This is a genomic window from Marinomonas gallaica (assembly GCF_001639745.1).
In the GTDB taxonomy this organism is placed as follows: domain Bacteria; phylum Pseudomonadota; class Gammaproteobacteria; order Pseudomonadales; family Marinomonadaceae; genus Marinomonas; species Marinomonas gallaica.
Window position 1 is genome coordinate 80,450 of sequence record NZ_LTAX01000013.1, and the last position, 23,111, is coordinate 103,560.

Below are 23,111 nucleotides of genomic sequence, written 5' to 3' on the forward strand. Positions count from 1 at the left end.
CATGACGCTGCAAAAAAGCCCTTTAAACAATGTCTAAAGGGCTTTTTTAAGTACATTCATCTTCTTGAAGATTACAAGTTTATCGACTGACCATTCAGTGTCATTTCGCCTTTATCCATAAGAAAATTTGAGACATAGGCATCTTCACGTTCTTCTAACAAGCCTTGTGCTATAAGGCCACCGATCATTTGTTGCTGAGCGTCAGAAAGCATGCTGTCAAATTCTTCCTGTGTAATGTGGCCCTGACTTAACATTGGCTCAAGTTGCGTCGCAATAAACGGCGATACCATGGCCTCTAAAAGTGGCTGATCTATAGTGAGCGACGCATCCGCTTTAATTAAAGGCAACCAAGCCTCAGGCCCTAACACAAGCGCTTTAACGTCAGGGTTTTCACCCGCTTCGATATGGCTGTGAGCACCAAATGCAAATGCATTACCCTCATAGTGAGCTGTAAACTCAGTCACATTAAATTCAGGCTTTGGTTCTAAAAACAACGCAAGGTTATTCTTCAAAAACTCGACTAATTGCGACTGCTGCATGGTCGAGTCATTTGTCATTAGCCCATTCATAACGGCGTCATTATAACGACGTAAAAATTCAGTACTAATATGATTGAGCGCCATCGTTAACTTAATGTCTTCGACTTTACCAAAATCCGTTAGCTCCATCACATCCGTTGTCATTGTCATCGTCGTATCATTCAGCTCTTTTGAATCATCCAATGTGTTATGTGCCGAAGCCTGAATGTCCTCGATTGAAACAAGGTCTGCTAACTTGATACGTTCAATTTCAGCGTCCATGCTGTAACTGTATGAAGAGCCATTAAACAAATCTTCTAGAGGTGCATGAAAGATACTATTCACAGTGTAATTTTCGATTAACACAGGACTGTCACCTTTAAGCTCAATACGATCAATGCTCGCATCATGCTCTAATACACCAGACGAATAAGTGCCGTGTCCTTTATACCCATCAAATATCAGCGTTTCATTGTCCCCTGAACGCGAGGCTTCAAATGCTGCTAGCTGATCTTTATGGGTGAAGCCGCCGCCAAAGCCACGGACAATCTCTAACTGATAAAATGGCGAGTCTTTATCCCATTGGATAAAATCAGGCAGATTTTCGCCATCTACTTGAACCGTCGCTTGTGCGGCACCAAAACCGAAAGGCCCAGCAAAAAACAATGGCCCGTAAGCGGTCGTTATCTGCAGTGGCACTGTTACGAGACCATCTTCGCTATCAGTCAACTCGGCTAATTCAGGGTCAATCAAACTGATGTCGTATGACAATTTCGCAGTATAGTGAGAGCGAAACCAACCATCTTCTTCAGGCTCAATGCTTAGCGCATAACCTGGGGTTTGATTAACTTGTTCCTGCCAAGCGCTAAAGTGCTGCTGTACCGTTGGCTTAATAAAAACAGGGGGGATAATCACTGCTGCCGCAACGACAACGGCCGATAAAACAAAAATAGGTTTTCTTTTCACGAAATTCCCTTTCTACAAATATTAAGTGGGTCACATTTACCATGGCAAAACCGTGGTTTGAACACTATCAAAAGGGGCATAAAGCAAACATCCTTTTAGGCCCCTCTGATAAAGCCTGCAAATCTACTACATTCTCGCATAACACCCCAAAACAACCGGCCGATCTTTACGTATCCATTACGCTTATCGCGTTATGCTTGCGAAAACAGTGTCATCTGCCGTTCACAAATGCTTTTATCATTCGACGTTGTGTTGATGATGCTTATAGCGTTGAAAATTTGGATGACAAAAGAAGAAACCTTTAAAGGCGGCTTTTCAACGCATTCACGATAGCAATAGCGCAGTGGGCGTCATTCGCGGCATAGAGAATTTGATGTTCGCGTAAAGGATAAGCTCCCCAATTTGAGCGTTGAGCACCTTTTCCTAAACGTGCCCCTAATACCATGGCAACAGCCGCACGAGCACCGATACTGTCTTTGTCTCCTGCAAGACGTTTCAATGTCATCGATAAATCTTTTGTATTGACGATATCGATATCGAGTTTATTACGCAGCTCTTTGTTATCGTCTTTGAGGCCAAACCCTACTTTTTGAATCTCGGGATTCGATAATAATGCTCTCGCAGCGTTTACCGCTGCAACAAATCTTGTGGGGAAAAGGAACGCCTCTGTTTCTGTCGCTAACTGAATAAGCGACGGGCCAGGGCTCACCTCACCTTTAACAAAAATAGGTTTGCTTTCCGTATCGTATCCTAGGCAGGTTTGATGCTGCAGAACCTGCAACGCATGGGCGGCCTCCTGCTCATTTTCAACGATCCAAATATTAGGCAAAGCTAAGCCAACATATAAAGGTAATTGACGAATTTGTTCCTTGGAGGGACGTTCCATACGATGTCTCTTTTCTTAAAATCAGAGGTTTATTCTGAGCCACGATCGACGTGAGTTAAACCCAGTCTTCTGGGTTTTATGACGCTTTAAGTTCGGTTAATAGGTTATTAATCTCAGCTTTTAGTTCTTTATCTATGATCTTATTACTGTGAACTTTAGCCTGCTCTAAGTATTCAATGGCCGCGGCATGATCACCCAATTCGACTTTTAAGCGTGCGGCAGACATACCAATTGAAGACAGGTAGTCCTTGGAGTTAATCGCTGCAGCTTTTGCCAGGGCCTTATCGTAGATGACGATCGCCTGCATCAAATCATCGGTAAAGTCGCCCAACGCTTCCCACTGGACAGGATGGTCCTTGTCCGTGCTCTCATTGTCATCGCACAGTTGTTTCAATTCTTGATAAAACGCATCGAACTCTGCTTGATTTTGGTTGTTCGCACTGGCCATTAATTCATTGGCTAGATACAAAACTTCTTTGTATATTTTTGTGTTCATCGGTTACTCAAAGACTATCGCCTTGTTAGGGCGTGGGGGTCGGCTTTCCAGCGTAAAGCTGCGCACTATACGGGCGTTGAGAGAGATTAATCAAGGAGTAATGAGTAAAAGCACAAAAAGCGTAATATGATAAGCCGCTCATCTGTTGCGGCACGTGATCAGTAAGCTACCCAATAAAGCACGGTTAATAGTTGATAGCTCAATTTTTTGACACCGACCACTAAACTCGTCACGATGCCCAAAATTTTAGACTCGAAGAGCAGTTACTTATGGCGAAACCGAATAAAAAGGGCCCAACGAAAACCGTCGATATCTTTTGCAAAAGCTGTGACACCGTTCTTTTTAAATACCGAAAAGGTGGCAAAGGGGCTTTAGTAAAGTGTTTTAAAGAACGCATTGTCGACGACTTCACAACGACGCCTTGCCATTGCCCAAAGTGCGAAAAAGAATTCGCTCGCGATACATTAGTACGCGGCACACCGGCATACAAGTTTATCGGCGGCAAGGTGTGGTTTAAGTAAACACTTATCAGCAACCAAAGAAGCGTGACTAGGACATTGTATAAGAATGTTATGAAATGGATTTTTTACGGTCATTTTGCGTAAATTAGCCGCAGCGTTTGGCATATTCACGATAGATGATGGCAAGTAAAACACAGCTGATGATCGGAAACAGCAATGCCATGAACTGATATTTTACAAACAATAATGCGCCCAGTGTACCGCCTAATACAAAACCAATAATAATAAAGGCAAACAATTTCGCTTTGCGTTGGTCAAGGGGCTGCCCTCTAAGTAGCTTGCCTACCATGATGCCTAAATCCGTAAATATGCCTGTTACGTGTGTGGTTCTTACGATCGCCCCGCTATATGTGGTTGCTAAAGCATTCTGTAAACCACATGCAGCCGACGCAAAAAAATGCCCATAGAATGACCCAGAATATAACAACACCAAAGAAATAGATAAAAGGACGGCTTCTAGAAATAAGGCCGTATCATAGTGCCTACCTAGCTTTAGACTTGCCCCATGCAGTAAGAACCCAGACAGAATGGAGCCCAATAGAAACGCAAAAAGCACACCCACTAAATGAAGCATTTTATGCAACGAAAAGCTCAACAAGCTTGCCCCTAACAATGTGGCCGTACCAGACAAATGAGACACGGATTGGTGCTCGAAGCTGAGTAAGCCAATCGCATTAATGAAGCCCGCAACGAGCGCCAAAATAAAGGCCCCAACTTCCACCCACTTTGGTAGTTGTGAAATCACTTAGAGCACTCCCTATGGACTTACACTGGCTAAGTTTAATATCTCTTCATGTCAAAATAACTAAGTAAACTGGTACAGTGTAAATCCTAAATTAGCCGGCCACAATCTCTACCCCCAGTGACGCAATTTTGCTTTGTAAATACGGTGCCAAAGGCCGATCTGTAATGATGCAGTCAGCCCACACGCTGTTAAGTTTATTAACGACAATGTGGGGGTTAGGTAAGCACCTTAGTCTTCATGCTGTAACTGTCGCAACAAGCGTAGCGCAAATACAAGCAAGACAATTACGGCCAGCACCAACGTGATCCAAAACAAAACATCCGTCCAGTGAGTTAAGGATTCAGAGTGATCAGGCCGCGCTACACTGTCAAGCTTAATCAAATCAGCGTTGATCCAATCTACTTGCTGTCTCTTCATTACCTGCGTAAATACCTTAGCGGATGCGCGCTCAGCAGGTACCTCTGCAACGACGGCCACTTGATAAGGTTGATGGTTATTGGCAATAAATTGGACGGTTTGTGACGGATATTGAAACATCAATTCAGGTTCAGCTGAGCGGCTCAGGTTCGGGTTAAACTCGACACGCCAATAAGGATCAGTATTCGGTGATAGGTTCATCGCTTCGCTGTGTTGCCACGTATCACCTACTTTTGCGTTAAACCAAACACCGTTGAACCGCAGCCGCCAGTCGCCGTTAGTACGACTACGAGAGTATATTCGCACTGTGTCACCATGCGCTGTTTGGCCTAGATTGATGTTGAGTGCTTGCACTGGCGCCTTATCGTCGCGTTGATATTCCCAAGCAGAGACTGGATTATCACCGTTCGCAATGGAACGCTGTTTCTCAGCAAGACGCCCTTGAAGCTGCCAATGCTGATAAGAGACTGGCTCAATCGAATGCGGCTGATAACCCAACACTTCGGTCAGTTGAATATTTCGATGTTCGGGAAAATCAATTCGTAGGTACTGGTAACGCTGCGCAGCAAGATTAACCTGAACTTTGTTACGCAATAACGCCTGACCCTCTTTGTTTAGCTTTACTAAAGTATCTTGGGTAACGGTCGTCCAGCTGACTAAGTCATTACTGCCACTTAAAGTAACCGGTAAATACTGGCTTGACGTATCCGCCACCCACTCTAACGCTACGCTTTGCAGTGCTTGCGCTCTTTCACTCAAATCAATCAGATAAAATGGTTCTTCCGAGCTTTGCTCATGACCTTGTTCCATTGATATCGCAATCACACCTTTCTCTATTTGTAACTGCGTATTGCCTTTTAGACTGTCGCTCGGCACGTAATCGGTCGAAACTTGGAAAAACGCCAATGCAACCGAATCGCTTTCTTGGCGCTTCGCTTGAGTACTTTTCACTATCTTCGAAGGCAGTGCGTTGCCATCACGATCCAGTACCACCACATCCGTAAGCTGACTGCTATTGGAGTAGCGATAAATACTGTGCGGCAGTGTTGCTTGTAAGTAGACGCCTGCCATGTCTTGCACTTCATAAACAGCCGTAACAGACATTTGCTCTTTTGCTCGTGTCGTTTGGCTAGCAAAGGCAAACGTCATAAGCACCATCAAAAGCCCCGCGGATAAACGCTTTTTAATCACACTACTCATGCCTGCTCTTCCTTTGTTTCTGCCGTGGTATCAGAAGCATTACGGCTTGGAATAGGTGACAGATAACCAATAAGCAACATTAAGCCTCCAACGACCATAAAGGAAATAATACGAGCCAAGTTACCCGTTCCGGTTAGGTCTTTGGTAAACAGTTTCAGCAGCACAAGCCCCAATAACGAGGCCCCAAGTATCCATAGTTTTCGATTCTGCAGGCGGCGGGAAGCATTCATAATGACCAACGCACACAAACTCCAAAGAATAGAGAGCGCCATATGGACCGTGCTTGACTGCCAAAGATCGTTTGCGCTGTAAGGCGTACTGTCATAATGGTGCATCGTGCGCAGTACCAAAATATTGAGCCAGATAAAGCCTAGTATCGCAGGCGCTCCGATACGATAGACTCGATCAACGTAAGCGAGCCCCAGTATATTATGCTTAAACAAATAACCCAGCAGCACGACCACAGCCAACTGCATCAAGTCCAGCGGGTTCAATAAGGGTAAATAGAAAAATCCACTTTCACCAGCGTCAAGGCTCGCCGCCACAAACCAAAAACCTGTTAATACGATAAGCGGAATCGGTACCCTATCTTTGTATTCAACCAGATACGTTTGGAACGGCCAGTATGTTCGTTTTAAGACGGTCATCAACGCCACTAAGGGCCCTGTAAAAGCAATAAACCAAAGCCCTAGCGTCAATATAGGGTGCCAACTCATTTCTTGTTGCCACCACTGCAGTTCCCAGTATGCCGTACCTAGCAGCAGCCATGCTGTAAGCACATGCCAATGTTGAGTCAGCTTTGATTCAATGGTTGCTTTAACGCCCTCTTCTCGGCATTCACGTTGCAACCAAAGAAAGCGGTATTGCACGACAGCAAACACGCACAACGCTAGCCAACCTAGACTCGCCAAAGGGTGCATTGAGCTGAGGCCAGCCCACCACACCAGCGCAAAACCGCTTATCCAGAGCGTCACCAGTGGCAACAGACTGTAGGTCGCGCGCAACAAATGAGGCCAGCGTAAACGACCACTCAGCAACATGACACCCAGCATAGACAGAGATAGAAAGGCGATCGTTGCAGCAAATACCCAGTGTTCAGGTAAGCGTCTTAACAGCTCTAATAAGCCAAACATCATCCACCAAGTAAGTCCTATGACGATGCCCACCCATTCAAGGTATCGCTCTTGAAGCGAAACAGACTGACCTTGACGCTGTAGCACTAAAGCGATCGCTAATGCCGATACCGCCAAAATCAATAAGCCAATACCATTGTCTGCAAAAATTGCCAATAAATCGGCATGGAAATTAGCATCAAACTGCAATGAAATCATGCCTAACAAATACATCGCATAACCGGCAACACGTGGTAATAAGCGTTTTTGTCGAGCACCGATCCATACTAAACCCGCTGCCTCAATACACCATGTAGCAGATGTCCAACTCGCATCCAATGCCAGTGGTACCGCCAATGTGACAAACACTGCACCGATTGCAATAAACGATTCAATCAATAAACGATGAGTCTCTGGGTATCTCTTCCATAACATGCTGGCAAGCGCGATGTAGACAGCCGACAACAGCAATGCGCTGATCGCCAAGCCGTATTCAGTCTGCTCTAGCAGCATGGTTTGTAAACCGAAAGCGACGATGGGCAAGCCGAAAACCAGGCTGCCATCAACAAGGCCTTTCAGATTTGGCGGCTGCTTCATCGAAAACAATACTGAGATCGTTAAATACAAGGCAAAAAAGGCGAGTAAAAATGGCTGGGTGGTAACGTAAAGATCCGGTTCATAACTCAGTACGCTCCAAGTCGACGTAATAACAAAGGTAAATATGAAACCGACCCAGTTCAGCAGGCGCCACGACTTGAACCACGCGATGGTCAGTACACCCATGTTTAAAATTAAATAGAAACTAAACAATCCGACGTGGCTACCAGTGCCGTCGGACGTCAGAATCGGTGCCAAAAAGCCGCCCGCAGTCGCCATCAACGCCAATATTTGTGCGTTTTGTAAGACCGCTAGAGCGGCGCCAAGCAAGACAATGACAAACATTAAGCCAAAGGCAAGGCTGGTCGGCATCAAGGTATACAATTTTCCAGCCGCGAATAGTGTGAGATAGAGTGCGGCAATACCACCGCCCTGCAATATCAAACCATAGCCATTATGTCGGGTTCGAGTTTTCCAACCTAAACCCAGCAAGCCAATCGCGACTAACGCAATGACAGTCAAACGTAACTCGATAGGAAACAGGCCTGCACCAGAAGCGTACTTCGCTAAAAAGCTAAGTCCAAAGAACAACACCAGCATGCCCACGCGAACAACAGGGTTTCCCTGAAAAAAGAAATCGCGCACTTTTTCACTCGCTTTCGTGAACAAGCTTGGCGCTTTAGAGTTACTATCATAAACATCAAAGGTAGAGGCCGATGTCTCATTCCAGTCCGACTCTTTATAGGTTTTTGGCGTTTTGTCTGCGACTGAACTAGCAAATGTATCAGGTTCCAGATCAGAAGAGGACGTGAAGGTCATAACAGGCACAGTGTCATCGGCAACAGATTTATTGTCGGAAGCTGTGCTGTCTTGGGTGACCGTTTCAGACGTAGTCTGCGTTATTAATGAATGTAAGCGCGTCACTTCGCGCTCCAACCCTTTGACTTGAATTGAAAAAATCCAAGCCTGACCGAGCAAGAACCCTACGATGCCACCGATCAACCCTCCAAAGAAATCTTGAGAGCAAACCGCGCCTAGGACCAATCCCGCTAAGGCTAAGGCCACTTTCTTATTCATCTACACGACTCCTTCGCTTTCCCTTAGAGTAAGGAAAATCCATGACGCAAAATTTGAAGCGCACAAAGTAGCACAGTGCACAAGTAAGCTCTACAAAACGATCACTATCTTATAAATACCTTACAATCCCCCATCCATTGGACCACTCATGACTCATTCACCCGGTGGCAGAGAACGCCTTTTCTATTACCATGGTATTTACTCACGCGAATTAATGTTAAGGACTTTATGAAGATCACGCCTGTAAATGAAAAGATCGGCGCATTTGTGAAAGACGTTAGCCTAAGCGATCTAGATCCCCATGAGTTTAAGACTCTGTATCAAGCTCTACTACGCCATAAGGTACTGTTTTTTCGAGATCAACCCTTATCGACAGAAGAGCATATAGCGCTGGGCCAACGCTTTGGCGCGTTAGAACCCCCCCATCCGTTTTTCCCTCATCTGACAGATAATGACCAAGTCGTGATCATTGAAACTGCACCTGGAAACCCGCCCAGTAAAAGCTATTGGCATACCGATATGACATGGCAAATGGTGCCGCCAAAATGCTCGATTTTGCATGCTCAGTTTGTCCCCGAACAAGGGGGCGATACTATTTGGTGTGATATGGCAGGTGTATGGGCTGACCTCTCAGCTGCAGAGCAATCCGAGCTACGATCATTAGAGACCATTCATGCATTACATGCCTTCGAAGACAGCCGGTACGATCATTTAGATGACAATGGTGAAAGCATTGTTAGCAAGCGCGCTCGAGACTACCCGCCTATTCGCCGTCCAATGATGCAAGTACATCCAGAAACAAGCCAAGAAGTACTGTTTATCAATGAGCAGTTCACGCGTTCCATTATAAATTGGTCCGAGGCCGCTAGCCAACAGCGCCTATCAGCGTTATTCAGCAAGGCTCGACAGGTGCAATATCAGGTGCGCTTTTCGTGGCAGAAAGGCTCTGTAGCCATTTGGGATAACCGCGCTACTCAGCATTTTGCCGTCACGGATTATGGCGATACTCCAAGAAGGCTGCACAGAGTCACCGTTCAAGGCGAACCATGCCTAGCGGGTAAGCCTTACTTGCCTTAGCCCCATTTGATCTCACCAACATCGGACAAAAATATTAAGCACAAAAAAAGGGCTACCTTACGGTAGCCCTTCCTTATGTATCGCTCTAATCGGTTTCGATTATAGCGCTACGATGTTCTCAGCTTGTGGGCCTTTTTGGCCTTGAGTTACAACGAACTCTACACGTTGGCCTTCAGCCAAAGTTTTGAAGCCAGAGCTAGAAATAGCGCTGAAATGTGCGAACACATCTGGGCCAGACTCTTGCTCGATGAAACCAAAACCTTTAGTTTCGTTAAACCATTTTACTGTGCCAGTAGTTGTATTAGACATAATATGTATCCTGTGTATAAAAATAAAAAGTGCCAATGTAGGCGGAATAGCGTGGAAATTAAGACAAAGTTTTAAATACTACAGGACGGAGAACTACGAATAACGCTACGTGATGGAGATATGTAAAAAGCCGCTAAGTTTCTAGCTGCGTTTAATGTATAGGTAATGCGGCACTGCGTCAATGTTTATTTCAATTATCTTTCCATATGAACTTATATTACTAAGCTTTCGCACATCAATAAAAAATCAACCAACGTACTCATTGTCTTCTGCTCGAACTATCTAACAAAGTTTTAGGCAAAAAAAGGCTACCTCTACGGTAGCCCCTTCTTTTATAACGCGTTAATCGTTTTTCGATTATAGCGCTACGATGTTCTCAGCTTGTGGACCTTTTTGGCCTTGAGTCACAACGAACTCAACGGCTTGGCCTTCAGCCAACGTTTTGAAGCCAGAGCTTACAATAGCGCTGAAATGTGCGAACACATCTGGGCCAGATTTTTGCTCGATGAAGCCAAAACCTTTAGTTTCGTTAAACCATTTTACAGTGCCAGTAGTTGTAGTAGACATAATATGTATCCTGTAGATCAAAAATAAGAGTGCCTTAAAGGCGGAATAGCGTGAAAATAAAGACAAAGTTTTAAATACTACAGGACGGAGAACTACGAATAACGCTGCGTGATGGAGGATGTAAAAAGCCGCTAAGTTTCTAGCTGCGTTTAATGTATAGGTAATGCCACACCGCGTCAATGCTTATTTCAATTACCTTTCCATATGACCTAATTACTAAGATTTCACGCATCAATAAAAAATCAACCAACGTAATCATTGTCTTCTTATCAAACTATCAAACAAAGTTTCAGACATAAAAAAAGGGCTACCTCTACGGTAGCCCCTTCTTTTATAACGCGTTAATCGTTTTCGATTATAGCGCTACGATGTTCTCAGCTTGTGGGCCTTTTTGGCCTTGAGTCACAACGAACTCAACGGCTTGGCCTTCAGCCAACGTTTTGAAGCCAGAGCTTACAATAGCGCTGAAATGTGCGAACACATCTGGGCCAGATTTTTGCTCGATGAAGCCAAAACCTTTAGTTTCGTTAAACCATTTTACAGTGCCAGTAGTTGTAGTAGACATAATATGTATCCTGTAGATCAAAAATAAGAGTGCCTTAAAGGCGGAATAGCGTGAAAATAAAGACAAAGTTTTAAATACTACAGGACGGAGAACTACGAATAACGCTACGTGATGGAGGATGTAAAAAGCCGCTAAGTTTCTAGCTGCATTCAATGTATAGACAACAGCTAACCACGTCAATGTTTATTTCACGTCATCTCATCAAATAGGCGGACTCTTGCCACATTAAAACAGAAATATTCGGTCTAACTACTCTGAAAACTTAAAGTGCATAAACAATTACCACAGACTTTCAAAAATCAACATTGATATAAATAACAATAAAAACACACTCACATGTACCTTGAATGGGTACACCATTTTTGTCGTTTTATTAAGAGAAACAGTGTAATGATGCTTTAGCAACGAAAATACCAATCCCTCACTATCAACACTCCAGTGAGGGATTTCGATAGTGTTGCCTTTGCTGGTATTAAAGGCAACTGATATCAGATGTGATCTTTTCATGGTACTGCCGATCAATTCATCATTGGCCTTTAAGTTATAGTTCCATATAGAATCAATACTGATTATGTCCTGCTTATTCACCGTACGCGGCTTTTTATCAGTAAACAGTGATGCAGGTAAGTGCAACTCCCTATCGTCAATGGTTATTTCATCAATCGGAGATGTAGGGATGACATAATAGTTACTACAAACAAGTGCCCGTACGGCCCAATAACTTAGATAGGTTAATACCATAAAAGCCATCGACATTTTCCAATCTTGCGTCGAATATGCAATATAGCCAGTTAGTAACGCTAAGCATAGTACTGTGAAATATACAGGACGTCGTTTACTTTCAGGGAGCGGTAAAGCATAGTGAGAGATCGAAAATCTTTTTTTAGCCTCAGCATTTCCGAATATTGTATTTTGAGGAAAAAGACTGGAAAATTTATCGATTGTGAGTATGTGTGGTGATGTCCCCTGCCCCCTTTCTGGCTCAATTCCATCATCACTCTTCTCTTTTGAAAATTGACTTATTAGTGAACTCACTTGCTTCAATTGCATAAAACATCTGAACGTATAGCTACACTGTTTTTCTTTGTCAGCTACGTAGTGTATGTCAATTTCACTAAAACTTCGATTCTGCCTAGTAGAGATTGATTCTACGCTGATCTCTTTAATCTCAAGATGCCTAATTTTTAGGATACTTTTACCTAAAAAGTAGAAACCAAGCTTCTCTTCTAGCAAACCACTATTTTCAGAAAATTGTAATCGATGCTGAAACAGTAACAGGATCAGAATGAGCGCCACATCCAATAAATCCCCCCCATCGAACATCAAAGTTTGGTTCAATACATCCAACGCCAAGCTGGCAACAGACAACCAAATGACTATCCATTTGATCGTTTCGAATATAGACTTTAATATTACTTTATCTGACAAAACACCCTCCTGAAAAACAGCATCCATTACAACTACCTATTATCTACATTCTAGCTATAAACGGTACATTTACGCCTAATGATGATTCGCTAGAGAAGAGGCGCTCGATAATAATTATTGCTAAAACAGCGATGCGAACGACAGGAGAACGTCTCGACCTTTTGGTGATGGCGCTACGCCATCACCAATGCATCACGGTTAAGTTCATGAATGTTTTTAGCGCCTGTTAGGGTCATAGCTACTCGCATTTCTTTTTCAATCAGATCTAATATGTTTTCCACACCAGCTTGGCCCGCAGCGGCCAGCGCATACACAAATGCGCGGCCCAGCAAGGTACAGTCTGCCCCCAACGCCAACATACGTACTACGTCCAAACCAGTACGGATACCAGAATCCACTAAGATTTTAATATCGCCTTTTACAGCATCAGCAATCTCTGGCAAGGCTCTAGCTGAAGACAAGACGCCATCTAGTTGACGGCCACCGTGATTTGACACAATGATACCATCGGCACCAAAACGTACCGCATCTTTGGCATCTTCGGTATCCAGAATGCCTTTGATAATCATCGGACCATCCCAGAACTCACGTATCCATTCTAAGTCTTTCCATGAGATCGATGGGTCAAAGTTATTCCCCAACCAACCAATGTAGTCTTCTAGCTTGGTCGGCGAGCCGCGATAGGTAGAGATATTACCTAGATCATGAGGCTTACCATTGATACCGACATCCCATGCCCAAGCCGGATGCGTCATGGCTTGTACAACCCGGCGCATGGCCGCATTAGGACCGCTCATACCTGAATGCATATCACGGTAACGCGCACCAGGCACTGGCATATCCACAGTGAAGACCAAGTTTTTGATGCCTTGAGCTTTAGCACGCTCCAACACATTTTTCATAAAACCACGATCTTTCAGCACATACAGCTGAAACCAAATAGGCTTGGTCACGGCGGTGCTCACCTCTTCGATCGGACACACCGACACCGTAGACAAGGTAAAAGGAATACCTTTATTTTCAGCCGCTTTAGCAGCCTGAACTTCTCCACGACGAGCATACATCCCTGTTAACCCTACTGGCGCCAACGCAATCGGTAGGGACATTTTTTCACCAAACAGCTCAGACTCTAGACTTAAGTCCGACATATTTTTCAAAATCCGCTGACGTAATGCAATGTCAGCCAAATCACCTGTATTTCGTTGCAGGGTATGCTCCCCGTAAGAGCCGCCATCAATATAATGAAATAGAAACGGCGGTAATTTTGCTTTTGCCGCGGCGCGGTAATCTGTCGATGCGGAAATAATCATAAATAGCGCTCCAGAAATATAGGAAGGGCGAACTCAGAGTTCGCCCTTTTTACAAAAGTTAAGGCGTCATCAGTGCGTCGGTGATCTGTAGCCCATAGATCATTACCAGCCCGACAATCCCCGTCATGACTAGGTAATAGCAAGTTGGGATAATGGTTTTACGCAACGTGACACCTTCTCGGCCAAGCAATCCAACCGTAGCTGATGCCGCCACTACGTTATGAATCGCAATCATATTGCCGGCTGCCGCCCCCACCGCTTGCAGAGCAATCACCCCTGCGCTTGATACGCTCAAAGCTTGCGCCACTTCAAATTGAAATTGGCTAAACATCATATTGGACACCGTATTAGAGCCTGCAATAAAAGCGCCCAATGCTCCAATCATGGCGCTGATCGCAGGGAACGCATCACCCACTAAACCAGCGACCACATTTGCAGTCGTGACAGGCATGCTCGCCAAGTCCGCTGCATTCACCCCTGAGTTAATAAAAATACGCACCATTGGAATGGTAAACACCAGCACAAAGCCTGCACCAATTAGGGTTTTGGTGGACTCTCCTAGCGCATCATTAAAGGCCTTCATATTTTTGCCTTGCACCAAGGCTGCGACCAACGCGGTAAACACCAAAATACCGCCTGGCAGATACAATGGTGAGAACGACGCACTAACACCCACTTCGCCCAAAATATCTTTAAAACCAACAGTGACGCTCAATAGCAATGTTTTGAAATCAGTGCTTACGCGACTTACCACTAAAATTGCAGCCAGCAGTACGTATGGGAACCATGCTTTTACAAGATTCATAGATGCTTTTTCGGATTCATCTTTTAGATTCATTTTCAATGAGCCTAACCAGCTAATAGGCCAGTTTTTTTCGTCGGCAAAGTCCCACGCTGTCTTTGGCGTTAAGAAGCCCACTTTCGCCGCTGTGACCACTAAGATTAAGCTTACTAAGCCACCGACCAGTGCGGGAAACTCAGGGCCTAAGAAAATCCCCGTTAACGCATATGGCACGGTAAACGCAAGACCTGCAAACAATGAAAAAGGCAAGATGCTTAACCCTTCACGCCAGCTACGGTTTTCGCCAAAGAAGCGCGTTAGCATCACCGCCATTAGCGTTGGAATTAACGTCCCAACAATCGCGTGTACAACGGCTACATTGGTGGTGATCTGTTGCAAATAGAATTCCCAGCTCGCGCCATTTTCCGCCAGCGCATTGCTGATATTGTGAACATCGAGACCGTTGTTCACGCCAACCAGAATCGGCGTACCGACCGCACCAAACGATACCGGAGTCGATTGGATCATCATGCCGACCATCACAGCCGCTAAAGCAGGAAAACCAATCGCGACAAGTAAGGGCGCAGCAATGGCCGCCGGTGTACCAAAGCCTGACGCACCCTCAATAAAGGAGCCGAAGCACCAACAAATGATGATGGTTTGCACACGACGATCAGGGGAAATGTTGGTAAAGCCGTTACGAATCGCGGTGATCGCGCCTGTGTGCTTTAGGGTATTCAGTAGGAAGATTGCACCAAACACAATCCATAAAACGGTCACAGTAATGCCCAAGCCTTGCAGTAAAGAAGCCAGAATACGATTGAGCGACATCCCCCATGTAGTGAATGCGATGATCATGGTCAATAACAACACGATTGGCATCGCTTTCTTTGCAGGCCAGTTAAACCCAACTAATAGAGCACCCGCCACAATAATGGGAATAAAGGCAATAATGGCTAATAGAATTTCGCTCATTTAAGACTCCTAAAGAACGTCTCTACCCACAAAGAAATCGGCCGTTTTCACCGCTGACCTCGAAGAATAGAGAGCGCTACTATGTTTGATTATTTTTGTTGTGAAGAAATCTAAAGGTTTATCTTTGCTTAATATATGCTCATAATTAAAAACATTATTTCCAAAAACAACATAATAAAATGCACTCAGATGACCTGATCTTATTCTCCCAAGTAGTAGAGCTTGGAAGCTTTAGTAAAGCCGCTGAACAAAATGACTTGACCAATTCAGTGGTCAGTAAACGTATTGTGCGCCTAGAAAAAGCGCTGAATGTTCAGCTTCTATACCGCACCACACGTAAGCTGACATTGACCGAGGCAGGCCAAGCTTTATTTGTTAAAGCCAAGCAAGTGGCCTTCGCCACACAAGAAGCCACTAACTCAGTCGCAGGGTTTGGTGAAGCCATTCAAGGCCATATCAAAATGTCGGTACCGACGATTTCAGGGGAATTACTACTGGCGGATGCAGTAGCTGAGTTTTGTGGCATGCACCCAGGCTTAAGCGTGGATATGTCTCTCGACAACCAGTTTGTGAACCTCGTCAAAGAGGGCTACGACCTTGTGATTCGCACAGGGCATTTAGAAGATTCTAGCTTAATCGCGCGACACATTTTGGATTCTCATTGGATTGTCTGCGCCTCGCCAGCTTACATCAAGCGCCATGGGCGTCCTGACACACCTGAAGCTTTGATGAAGCATAATTGCTTGCTCTACTCCTATCAGACAACAGGGGCAAATGAGTGGGAATTTAAAGGACAAGAACAAAACTACATCGTAAAAGTGGCGGGCTCATTTTCAAGCGATAATGCAACAGCCTTGCGCAAAGCCGCATTGGGGGGACACGGCATCGCCTACTTGCCTCGCTGCTTGGTGTACCATGACCTTCGCAACGGCGAACTGATCGACATACTGCCACAACAAGTGGGCAAAATCCTCGGCGTCTACGCAGTGTACCCGTTTACCCGCCAACTGCCGAAAAAGCTCAAACTGTTAATCGAGCATATCCGGCAACGGTATATATCAATCGAGCATTATTTTTAAGGATAAGCACTACACGCAGTGGCAATCTCACTAAAGCTTAGAGACACCGGCTATTTCAATCACACTGCCCGCATCCGCTCTCTCAATGATTTTTAACAACACCGTCTGAATCGTTTCGTCATTACGCACATCACTTTGAGCATTGAATTTTTGCTCTTGAGGCTCAGCGCCCTCTTCGGCAATGAACTGAATAACTACCTGCGTCGCTAACTCTGGCGTCTCACCAAAGTATTCAATCGAAACCAATGGATACCCTTTAAAACCTTTGCTTACTTGTTTTGCAATGCGCTTCTTTGCTTTATCGACGTTCATTTTGACCCTTAGGTGGTGTGGCAATTAAAAATAAAGCCTCAATTTCTGACAATCTTACTCAGGCAACCCATCAAACGTGGGAACACTTATTAGCTCTTTATCCCAATTCCCTTTCCGAGATGCGAAGATACGTGCAGTTGGCACTATCGAAATCGGAGTATCCAAACATCCAGCTGGAACAACTAAAACCTCCTTGATCACGGTGCAAGGCAGCGCTGAGCCGCACACTTTACAAAAGCTTTTATTGTGACGGCTACCTTTAAGCGTAAACGACGTTACAGCTTCCTCACCTGACCGCCAAACCAACGTCGCTGAATGCGAAAATAGATTCGCCGCATGAGAAGTTCCCGTATCTTTTTGACAATAGTGGCAATGACACAGATAAAAACTGTCAAAATCACCTTGTATCTCGAAGTTTACGATACCACATAGACAAGAACCTAAATGGTTTGCCATATAAACACCTTTTATTTGCAGACTTATTAATCAACTTAGTGAAACAACAGGCACTGAATGCTCAATATATCAGTCACGCGCAAAAGCATTATGACTTAATCTGATTTCGGCCGCCTTGCTTAGCTCGATACATTTTTTGGTCTATTTCGACCAAAATACTCTCTAAAGAGTGATTGGCGGTAAACTCTGATAGTCCAAGACTTACAGTAACGTTGATCTGCATGGGAAAAGTATGTAAATGCACTGCGGAAAACACTTTCTCAGCAATATTCAGTGCCATTTTTTTATCGGTATTGGGACACACGATGACAAACTCTTCGCCACCCCATCGCCCTAATGTATCCGTATTACGAATCGTCGCTTTGACGACTTGAGCAAGTTCGATAAGAACCTGATCGCCCACTTCGTGCCCAAACGTATCATTCACTCGCTTAAAATGGTCTATATCAAACATAAGTACGCTAAAAGGACGTTTTTTTCGCTGAAAACGACTGACTTCCGCATGAAGCACTTCCATCATTTTGCGACGATTCGCAATCGACGTTAGTTGATCTGTATGAGAAATAGTACTCAGCAAGGCATTTGTGTCTTTCAGTTCAATGTTTTTCTGGATTAAAGCTTTTTCAGTGAGCTTTTCGATGGCCTCCGAAATTTTACCTATTTCATTATTAGGGAAAACATATTGGTCTAGTTCGTCTTTCCCTTCAGTAATCTCTTGCACCCTGTTTTGTAATTTTTTTAGCGGTAAAATCAGATGCCTACTTAATATGTAACTCATCAACCACGTCGTAAAAAGAGATCCTAAAACTATCATCAATAACGTTGATGTAATGGTTTCTAAAATGGGTTGGCGGACATCAGACAAATTTACTTCGGTCACCACGATCCAGCCCAACTCATCAATACGATTAAAGTGCGCCAGTTTTTTCTGGTCTCCATCGTCGTAAGAAAGGCTGCCTGAAGCATTCACTTCCTCTGGTATATGAGAGAATATTTCTTGATGAAGAGTATCAGGTAGCGTTTCATCAGGATGAATCAGTATTTTACCCTCAGTATCCATGACAAAGTTGTATATAGTCGGATACTTTTCATCTCGAATGGCCAGCGCTTTAACAATGGCATCCATTCCCGCATCAATGGAAATAACACCTACAATATTGTTATCCGCATCTAAAAGTGTTTTCCCAAACGAAACCAACCACTTTTTAGAGTTAATGTCTTGATAAGGCACACCTTCGGAAATTAGTGGGTTTGACTTGATTGCCGCCAGATACCAAGGGCGAATGGTGGAATTAAAACCTTCGGGTGCAGTGTAATCATTAATCAGCAAGGAGCCATCTTCATAGCCAGAAAAAATGTAATGTATGTTAGGTATCGTGTTTTGTAGTACCTCAAATAAACTCAGAATTTTTTCTTGTGTTTCTTGCTCACGAAAGCGACTATGGTCAACACCTGAAGCAGAGCTACCAGTGTATTCAACGGCTTTGCGTAAAGGCGCAACATAGCCATCTATCAGCGTTGTGACAGATCTATTTTTATTACGAAGTACTGATTCAGCGTTATCTATACCTTGTGTATACAAAAGAGAGGCAATGCAGACACTGATAATAACGATGGTTATCAAAGCTAATGTTGTGGTGATAGCAAAAATTTGGCGATGTAACTTTGAAAACTGTTTCATACGAAATATCAAATATGCTCGATCATTTGCTTCAAACGCGAAGCATTATACAGAATGTATTTTGGTCAAAAAGCGTTCGATATTGTCAAAATGAACTCAGCTTGTCTACCTATATCTCAGATGCCTTTATCATGGTAACAAGCCCACCATTTTAAACATACCCTTTCAGAGCCACTAGACTCGCCGCACATTACACCGCTCAAACAACCGTGAAAACGTGTATCAATGACAAAGTAGAATGCCTAGCGTTAACTGTCCTCATTTATGCACTTGGTATGCATTACAAACCCCCAGTTAAATCCAAAAAGCTACCCGTGGAAAATGATGACTTTTCAGACGCCAACCAATAAACAGCCTCCGCAACTTCGCTAGGCAAACCACCCCGCTGCATTGGGATTTTACTTTTTAGCCTTTCTATTCGCTCGGGCTCTCCACCGTCAGCGTGCATATCAGTGTAAATCAATCCCGGTCGAACACAATTCACTCTGATACCTTCTGCCGCAACTTCTAATGACAGACCTTTTGTTAACGTGTCAATTGCACCTTTTGACGCTGCATAATCAATGTACTCGTTAGGTGAACCCGTTCGAGCCGCGCCCGAAGAGACATTGATTATGACACCACCTAAACCTCCATGACGAGTGGACATTCGTTTCACGGCTTCACGACAGCATAAAAAGTAACCCGTCACATTAGTTTCGAGGATCGAATTGATTCTATTAGCATTCATGTCTTCTAAGCGCATCTGCTTCTTTAAGATGCCCGCATTATTGACCAGAACAGAGACAACCCCAAGCTCTCGATCAACACATTCAAACAACCGAAGAACATCATCCTCTTTGGAAACGTCAGCTTGTATAGAAATACAATGACCGCCTAACGCTTTAATTTCTTCAGCGAGTGCCTTAGCTGACTCAATATTAGATTTGTAATTAATGCATATAGCATAGCCATTTTGAGCAAAAATTTTTGCTGTAGCAGCCCCAATTCCTCGACTCCCTCCCGTAATAATTGCCACTCTTTGATTGTTCATTTTTTCATCCTTTCAAAGCGGTATTTGAAGTAACGACTTACTCAGCACACCATTAAAACGCAGCGTAAAATGTTCCGTTGCAACTTATTGTAATGCAGCCTATACAACGTCGGTATGGCCCAAACCTTGCTTCTCATCAGTCAACGATTGAAAAGGAGATAATCATGCAGGTTAATAATGTATTTCAGACAACAACGGCAACCTCTATCGTCAAAGGCAGCAACAATTTGCCGCCAAGTCAGACGGACAAGACTGATGAGCCTCAGAAAACAACCTCATTAAGAGCGTTAGCTCAAACTATTGATCCAACCAACATGTCTCGAAACGAAGCTCGCGCAATGGCAAATGAACTTATGAAATCTGGAGACACGGACCTTTCCTCCGAATTCCTTTCACATAGCGCGGTGTTAATTCCCACTGGGGGTGGTGCGTTTCGAAATGCCACCGAATCAGACTCCATTATGAACGAAAAATTTAATATGTTTGATGCGATACAGAGAAGTATAGAATTTAACAAATCCAAAGGAATTTCAAATGAAGGCAATCTATCTGCACTCTCATTTTTAGAGAAGTTTGAAATGATGGGAAACTCTCCAAAAATTGATACGCGTGCATAAAGTCTACTGTTAACCAGACACAAAACTTGAACTGTACAAAAATGGCTCTTTGCACCTTAGTCAGAATGTCCCAAAGTAGAAGTAAACCGACAACCTCTGACCCTGTTCTTTTTTTTGTACATTTAATAAATCAAATCCGCAAATCATCTCACTCAAACACTTAACATTCCCCATACAATCAGTAATATACCCGACCAACAATAAATCATATAAACCTTGCTTGACTCTAACGAATCGAGCCATTTTGTCAGCGCCATTCTCTGACGCCTATAAACCGAATGTAATCGCTCAAATTTCGACAAGTTTAAGGAATCGTTATGAAGACCCTCTTAGAGAACCTATCCATTGGCGCAAAGCTTGCGTTAGGTTTCGGCCTAGTGCTATTGCTAACCCTGATTGTTGGTGGCACCAGCATTTATGGTGTTGGTACTTTATTAGAACGTGCCGACAAAGTTCAAGTCGCAAAAGAACTCAATCAATCTGTTTTCGACTTAAACAAAGCAAGCCTAAACTACATTGAAGCAGGTGGCGATGAAGCGCATAAAAAAGTAGAGACAGTGGGTGTAGACCTGTATAAGTCTTTTCAACAATCACTGTCCGTGTATACGGGGAAAGACAGCGTACGACTTGTTAACGAAGCCATGGCACTACTCAATAAGTACGAAAAAACATTTGAAGAGCTTGTTAAAGATCGTCAGCAGTTAACCAGTACCGCAGCCATTGGCGCTAAAACACGCACCGATATCTTATCTGAGCTCGATGCGCTAACCAACGATCTGCGCTCGACAAATGACCAAGGCGTCATCATTGATGCAATCGACGCCAAAAACAAGATGTACAAAACTGTTTTTACGATTAGCAATGCGGTCGTGAGGAAGCAGCCTATCCCTGCGAGCGTTAAAGAAAAGGATATTCCTGACCTGATCGCCTCTATTCGTAGCCTTAAAACAACCGGAACAGCGACTTCCCATAAAGAAAAGCTTCTTGATCTTTTTAATGGCTACACCAAACTACTCGATACAAATAAACCACTAACCACCGCGCTGAACAAGCACACCGACTCACTGCTGACACTCACCAAAGAGATGAATCAAAAGCTTGAGGAACTAAGCGAGACACAGCGCGCTAAAAGCCTGAGCGACGGCAATAGTGTCAACCTACTAGTGATCAGCATTACTATTATTGCTGTCATCATTGGCATTGTGTTCGCTTTTGTCATTCGCAATCTTATCGCCAAACCTATGCAAGAAGTTACCGCAGCGGTTGAAACCATCGCCAATGGCGACCTCAGCCAACAGTTTTCAACCCAACGTCGTGACGAGCTAGGCAAGCTATACAACGACGTAGGCCGCATGAGTGTGACGTTAAACGAGCTGATATCACAAACCGTAAGTGGCGTCATGAGCCTAAGCGCCACAAGCGAGCAACTAGAAGCGATATCTAAACACAGCCAAACCATGATGCAGTCCCAACGTGACGAGACCGATCAAGTCGCCACCGCAATTAATGAAATGTCGGCCACCGTTGCTGAAGTTGCACGCAATGCTGAAACCGCTGCTACCGCGGCGACTAATACCGACAGCATGGTTAACAAAGGCCACAGCTTAGTCAGCACGACCGTCGATGAAATCGGAAACCTTGCGGAAGACCTGAATCTAACCAGCGCGACAATGGAAGCTTTAAAACAACGCTCTGACAATGTTGGTAATGTGCTAGAGGTTATTAAAGCCGTTGCTGAACAAACCAACTTGTTGGCACTTAACGCCGCAATTGAAGCCGCACGTGCTGGTGAAGCAGGCCGAGGCTTTGCCGTGGTAGCCGATGAAGTGCGTGGTCTTGCTAGCCGTACACAGGATTCTGCGAAAGAAATCGAAGAGCTGATCATACAATTGCAAAATGGGGCTCAAGAGTCATTGGACAAAATCCAAGTAAGCCGTGAGAAGTCTACGCAAAACGCCGACAATGCACGCAGCTTAGTCACCTTATTTGACGACATTCGTGAGCAAATGGGCCATGTGCAAGACATGAACCAGCAGATCGCCACAGCGTCAGAGCAACAATCTCATGTTGCAGAAGATATTAACCACAGCATCGAAAATGTACGCCGACTGGCAGATCAAACCAGCGAAGGTTCTCAAGAATCGGTTGTTGCCGTGAATACGCTGAAAACGCTTAGCACGGAGCTAAACACACTCAGCGCGCGCTTCACGATCAAGTCTTAATCAGACGCGCAAAAGAAAAAAGCGCTGCTAGGACCACCTAGCAGCGCTGTTTAAACTTGATAGCTCATCCGTAAAGCCAGCCTCTCACGAAAATGACGCCCGTACGTTTTTGTTTTCACACGCAGCACCGTCCTGTGGTCAGTGTTTTACGAACTGTCTCAAAG

Annotated in this window: 21 protein-coding genes; 5 read left to right on the forward strand and 16 right to left on the reverse strand. The window is 44.3% G+C overall.

Features of this window, described 5'->3' with window-relative positions; translation table 11 throughout:
* Positions 1-71 precede the first annotated feature (71 nt).
* From AYW76_RS12860 to AYW76_RS12875, 3 genes are all read right to left on the reverse strand, one after another.
* Complete coding sequence (locus AYW76_RS12860; RefSeq protein WP_067220815.1) at positions 72-1,484, reverse strand: DUF945 family protein; 1,413 nt, start codon at positions 1,482-1,484, stop codon at positions 72-74.
* A 301-nt stretch (positions 1,485-1,785) separates the two neighbouring features.
* Positions 1,786-2,370: a 3'-5' exonuclease gene (locus AYW76_RS12870; RefSeq protein ID WP_067220822.1), complete on the reverse strand. Its 585-nt coding sequence runs from the start codon at positions 2,368-2,370 to the stop codon at positions 1,786-1,788.
* Positions 2,371-2,446: 76 nt separating this feature from the next.
* Positions 2,447-2,866, reverse strand: a complete 420-nt coding sequence (locus tag AYW76_RS12875; RefSeq protein ID WP_067220826.1) for a Replicative DNA helicase — start codon at positions 2,864-2,866, stop codon at positions 2,447-2,449.
* A gap of 269 nt (positions 2,867-3,135) precedes the next feature.
* On the opposite strand from AYW76_RS12875, the gene AYW76_RS12880 reads away from it, so the two are divergent.
* Positions 3,136-3,387 carry a hypothetical protein gene (locus tag AYW76_RS12880; protein WP_067220829.1) on the forward strand — a complete coding sequence of 84 codons (252 nt, stop codon included), beginning with the start codon at positions 3,136-3,138 and terminating at the stop codon, positions 3,385-3,387.
* An 85-nt stretch (positions 3,388-3,472) separates the two neighbouring features.
* Here AYW76_RS12880 and AYW76_RS12885 read toward each other — a convergent pair whose 3' ends face one another.
* The 3 genes from AYW76_RS12885 to AYW76_RS12895 form a co-directional block, all read right to left on the reverse strand.
* A complete protein-coding gene (locus AYW76_RS12885; protein ID WP_067220833.1) occupies positions 3,473-4,132 on the reverse strand; it encodes a YoaK family protein in 660 nt (219 codons plus the stop codon).
* A 228-nt stretch (positions 4,133-4,360) separates the two neighbouring features.
* The gene (locus AYW76_RS12890; RefSeq protein WP_067220836.1) at positions 4,361-5,749 is read right to left on the reverse strand and encodes a DUF3999 family protein; all 1,389 of its coding nucleotides are present in this window, start codon (positions 5,747-5,749) and stop codon (positions 4,361-4,363) included.
* Positions 5,746-8,535 carry a DUF2339 domain-containing protein gene (locus tag AYW76_RS12895; protein ID WP_067220839.1) on the reverse strand — a complete coding sequence of 930 codons (2,790 nt, stop codon included), beginning with the start codon at positions 8,533-8,535 and terminating at the stop codon, positions 5,746-5,748. The genes AYW76_RS12890 and AYW76_RS12895 overlap by 4 nt, the downstream gene beginning before the upstream one ends.
* Positions 8,536-8,763: 228 nt before the next feature.
* On the opposite strand from AYW76_RS12895, the gene AYW76_RS12900 reads away from it, so the two are divergent.
* Positions 8,764-9,612: a TauD/TfdA dioxygenase family protein gene (locus tag AYW76_RS12900; protein WP_067220843.1), complete on the forward strand. Its 849-nt coding sequence runs from the start codon at positions 8,764-8,766 to the stop codon at positions 9,610-9,612.
* A gap of 99 nt (positions 9,613-9,711) precedes the next feature.
* Here the strand turns inward: AYW76_RS12900 and AYW76_RS12905 are convergent, their stop codons facing one another.
* The 6 genes from AYW76_RS12905 to AYW76_RS12930 form a co-directional block, all read right to left on the reverse strand.
* Positions 9,712-9,921: a cold-shock protein gene (locus AYW76_RS12905; RefSeq protein ID WP_067035774.1), complete on the reverse strand. Its 210-nt coding sequence runs from the start codon at positions 9,919-9,921 to the stop codon at positions 9,712-9,714.
* A 357-nt stretch (positions 9,922-10,278) separates the two neighbouring features.
* Positions 10,279-10,488: a cold-shock protein gene (locus AYW76_RS12910; protein ID WP_067035771.1), complete on the reverse strand. Its 210-nt coding sequence runs from the start codon at positions 10,486-10,488 to the stop codon at positions 10,279-10,281.
* Between the two features lie 355 nt (positions 10,489-10,843).
* Complete coding sequence (locus tag AYW76_RS12915; RefSeq protein ID WP_067035771.1) at positions 10,844-11,053, reverse strand: cold-shock protein; 210 nt, start codon at positions 11,051-11,053, stop codon at positions 10,844-10,846.
* A gap of 279 nt (positions 11,054-11,332) precedes the next feature.
* On the reverse strand, positions 11,333-12,508 hold the full coding sequence (locus tag AYW76_RS12920) for a hypothetical protein (protein ID WP_067220847.1): 1,176 nt from the start codon (positions 12,506-12,508) through the stop codon (positions 11,333-11,335).
* A 146-nt stretch (positions 12,509-12,654) separates the two neighbouring features.
* Complete coding sequence (gene lldD, locus AYW76_RS12925) at positions 12,655-13,791, reverse strand: FMN-dependent L-lactate dehydrogenase LldD (RefSeq protein WP_067220850.1); 1,137 nt, start codon at positions 13,789-13,791, stop codon at positions 12,655-12,657.
* A gap of 58 nt (positions 13,792-13,849) precedes the next feature.
* On the reverse strand, positions 13,850-15,547 hold the full coding sequence (locus tag AYW76_RS12930; RefSeq protein ID WP_067220853.1) for an L-lactate permease: 1,698 nt from the start codon (positions 15,545-15,547) through the stop codon (positions 13,850-13,852).
* A gap of 179 nt (positions 15,548-15,726) precedes the next feature.
* Between AYW76_RS12930 and AYW76_RS12935 the strand changes: the two genes are divergently transcribed.
* Positions 15,727-16,626 carry a LysR family transcriptional regulator gene (locus AYW76_RS12935; RefSeq protein WP_067220857.1) on the forward strand — a complete coding sequence of 300 codons (900 nt, stop codon included), beginning with the start codon at positions 15,727-15,729 and terminating at the stop codon, positions 16,624-16,626.
* A 30-nt stretch (positions 16,627-16,656) separates the two neighbouring features.
* Here the strand turns inward: AYW76_RS12935 and AYW76_RS12940 are convergent, their stop codons facing one another.
* The 4 genes from AYW76_RS12940 to AYW76_RS12955 all read right to left on the reverse strand — a co-directional run bounded on the left by AYW76_RS12940 (position 16,657) and on the right by AYW76_RS12955 (position 20,108).
* Positions 16,657-16,938: a hypothetical protein gene (locus AYW76_RS12940; protein ID WP_067220861.1), complete on the reverse strand. Its 282-nt coding sequence runs from the start codon at positions 16,936-16,938 to the stop codon at positions 16,657-16,659.
* Positions 16,939-16,992: 54 nt separating this feature from the next.
* Positions 16,993-17,394, reverse strand: coding sequence for a GFA family protein (locus AYW76_RS12945; RefSeq protein ID WP_067220864.1), 402 nt, complete (start codon positions 17,392-17,394; stop codon positions 16,993-16,995).
* A gap of 88 nt (positions 17,395-17,482) precedes the next feature.
* On the reverse strand, positions 17,483-19,075 hold the full coding sequence (locus AYW76_RS12950) for a sensor domain-containing diguanylate cyclase (protein ID WP_067220867.1): 1,593 nt from the start codon (positions 19,073-19,075) through the stop codon (positions 17,483-17,485).
* 280 nt (positions 19,076-19,355) lie between these two features.
* Positions 19,356-20,108: an SDR family oxidoreductase gene (locus AYW76_RS12955; RefSeq protein ID WP_067220871.1), complete on the reverse strand. Its 753-nt coding sequence runs from the start codon at positions 20,106-20,108 to the stop codon at positions 19,356-19,358.
* Between the two features lie 164 nt (positions 20,109-20,272).
* Here AYW76_RS12955 and AYW76_RS12960 point away from each other — a divergent pair, with 164 nt between their 5' ends.
* Both AYW76_RS12960 and AYW76_RS12970 read left to right on the forward strand, forming a co-directional pair.
* Entirely contained in the window at positions 20,273-20,725 is a 453-nt protein-coding gene (locus tag AYW76_RS12960) for a hypothetical protein (protein ID WP_067220874.1), read from the forward strand.
* A gap of 317 nt (positions 20,726-21,042) precedes the next feature.
* Positions 21,043-22,947: a methyl-accepting chemotaxis protein gene (locus AYW76_RS12970; RefSeq protein ID WP_067220881.1), complete on the forward strand. Its 1,905-nt coding sequence runs from the start codon at positions 21,043-21,045 to the stop codon at positions 22,945-22,947.
* Positions 22,948-23,111: the final 164 nt, after the last annotated feature.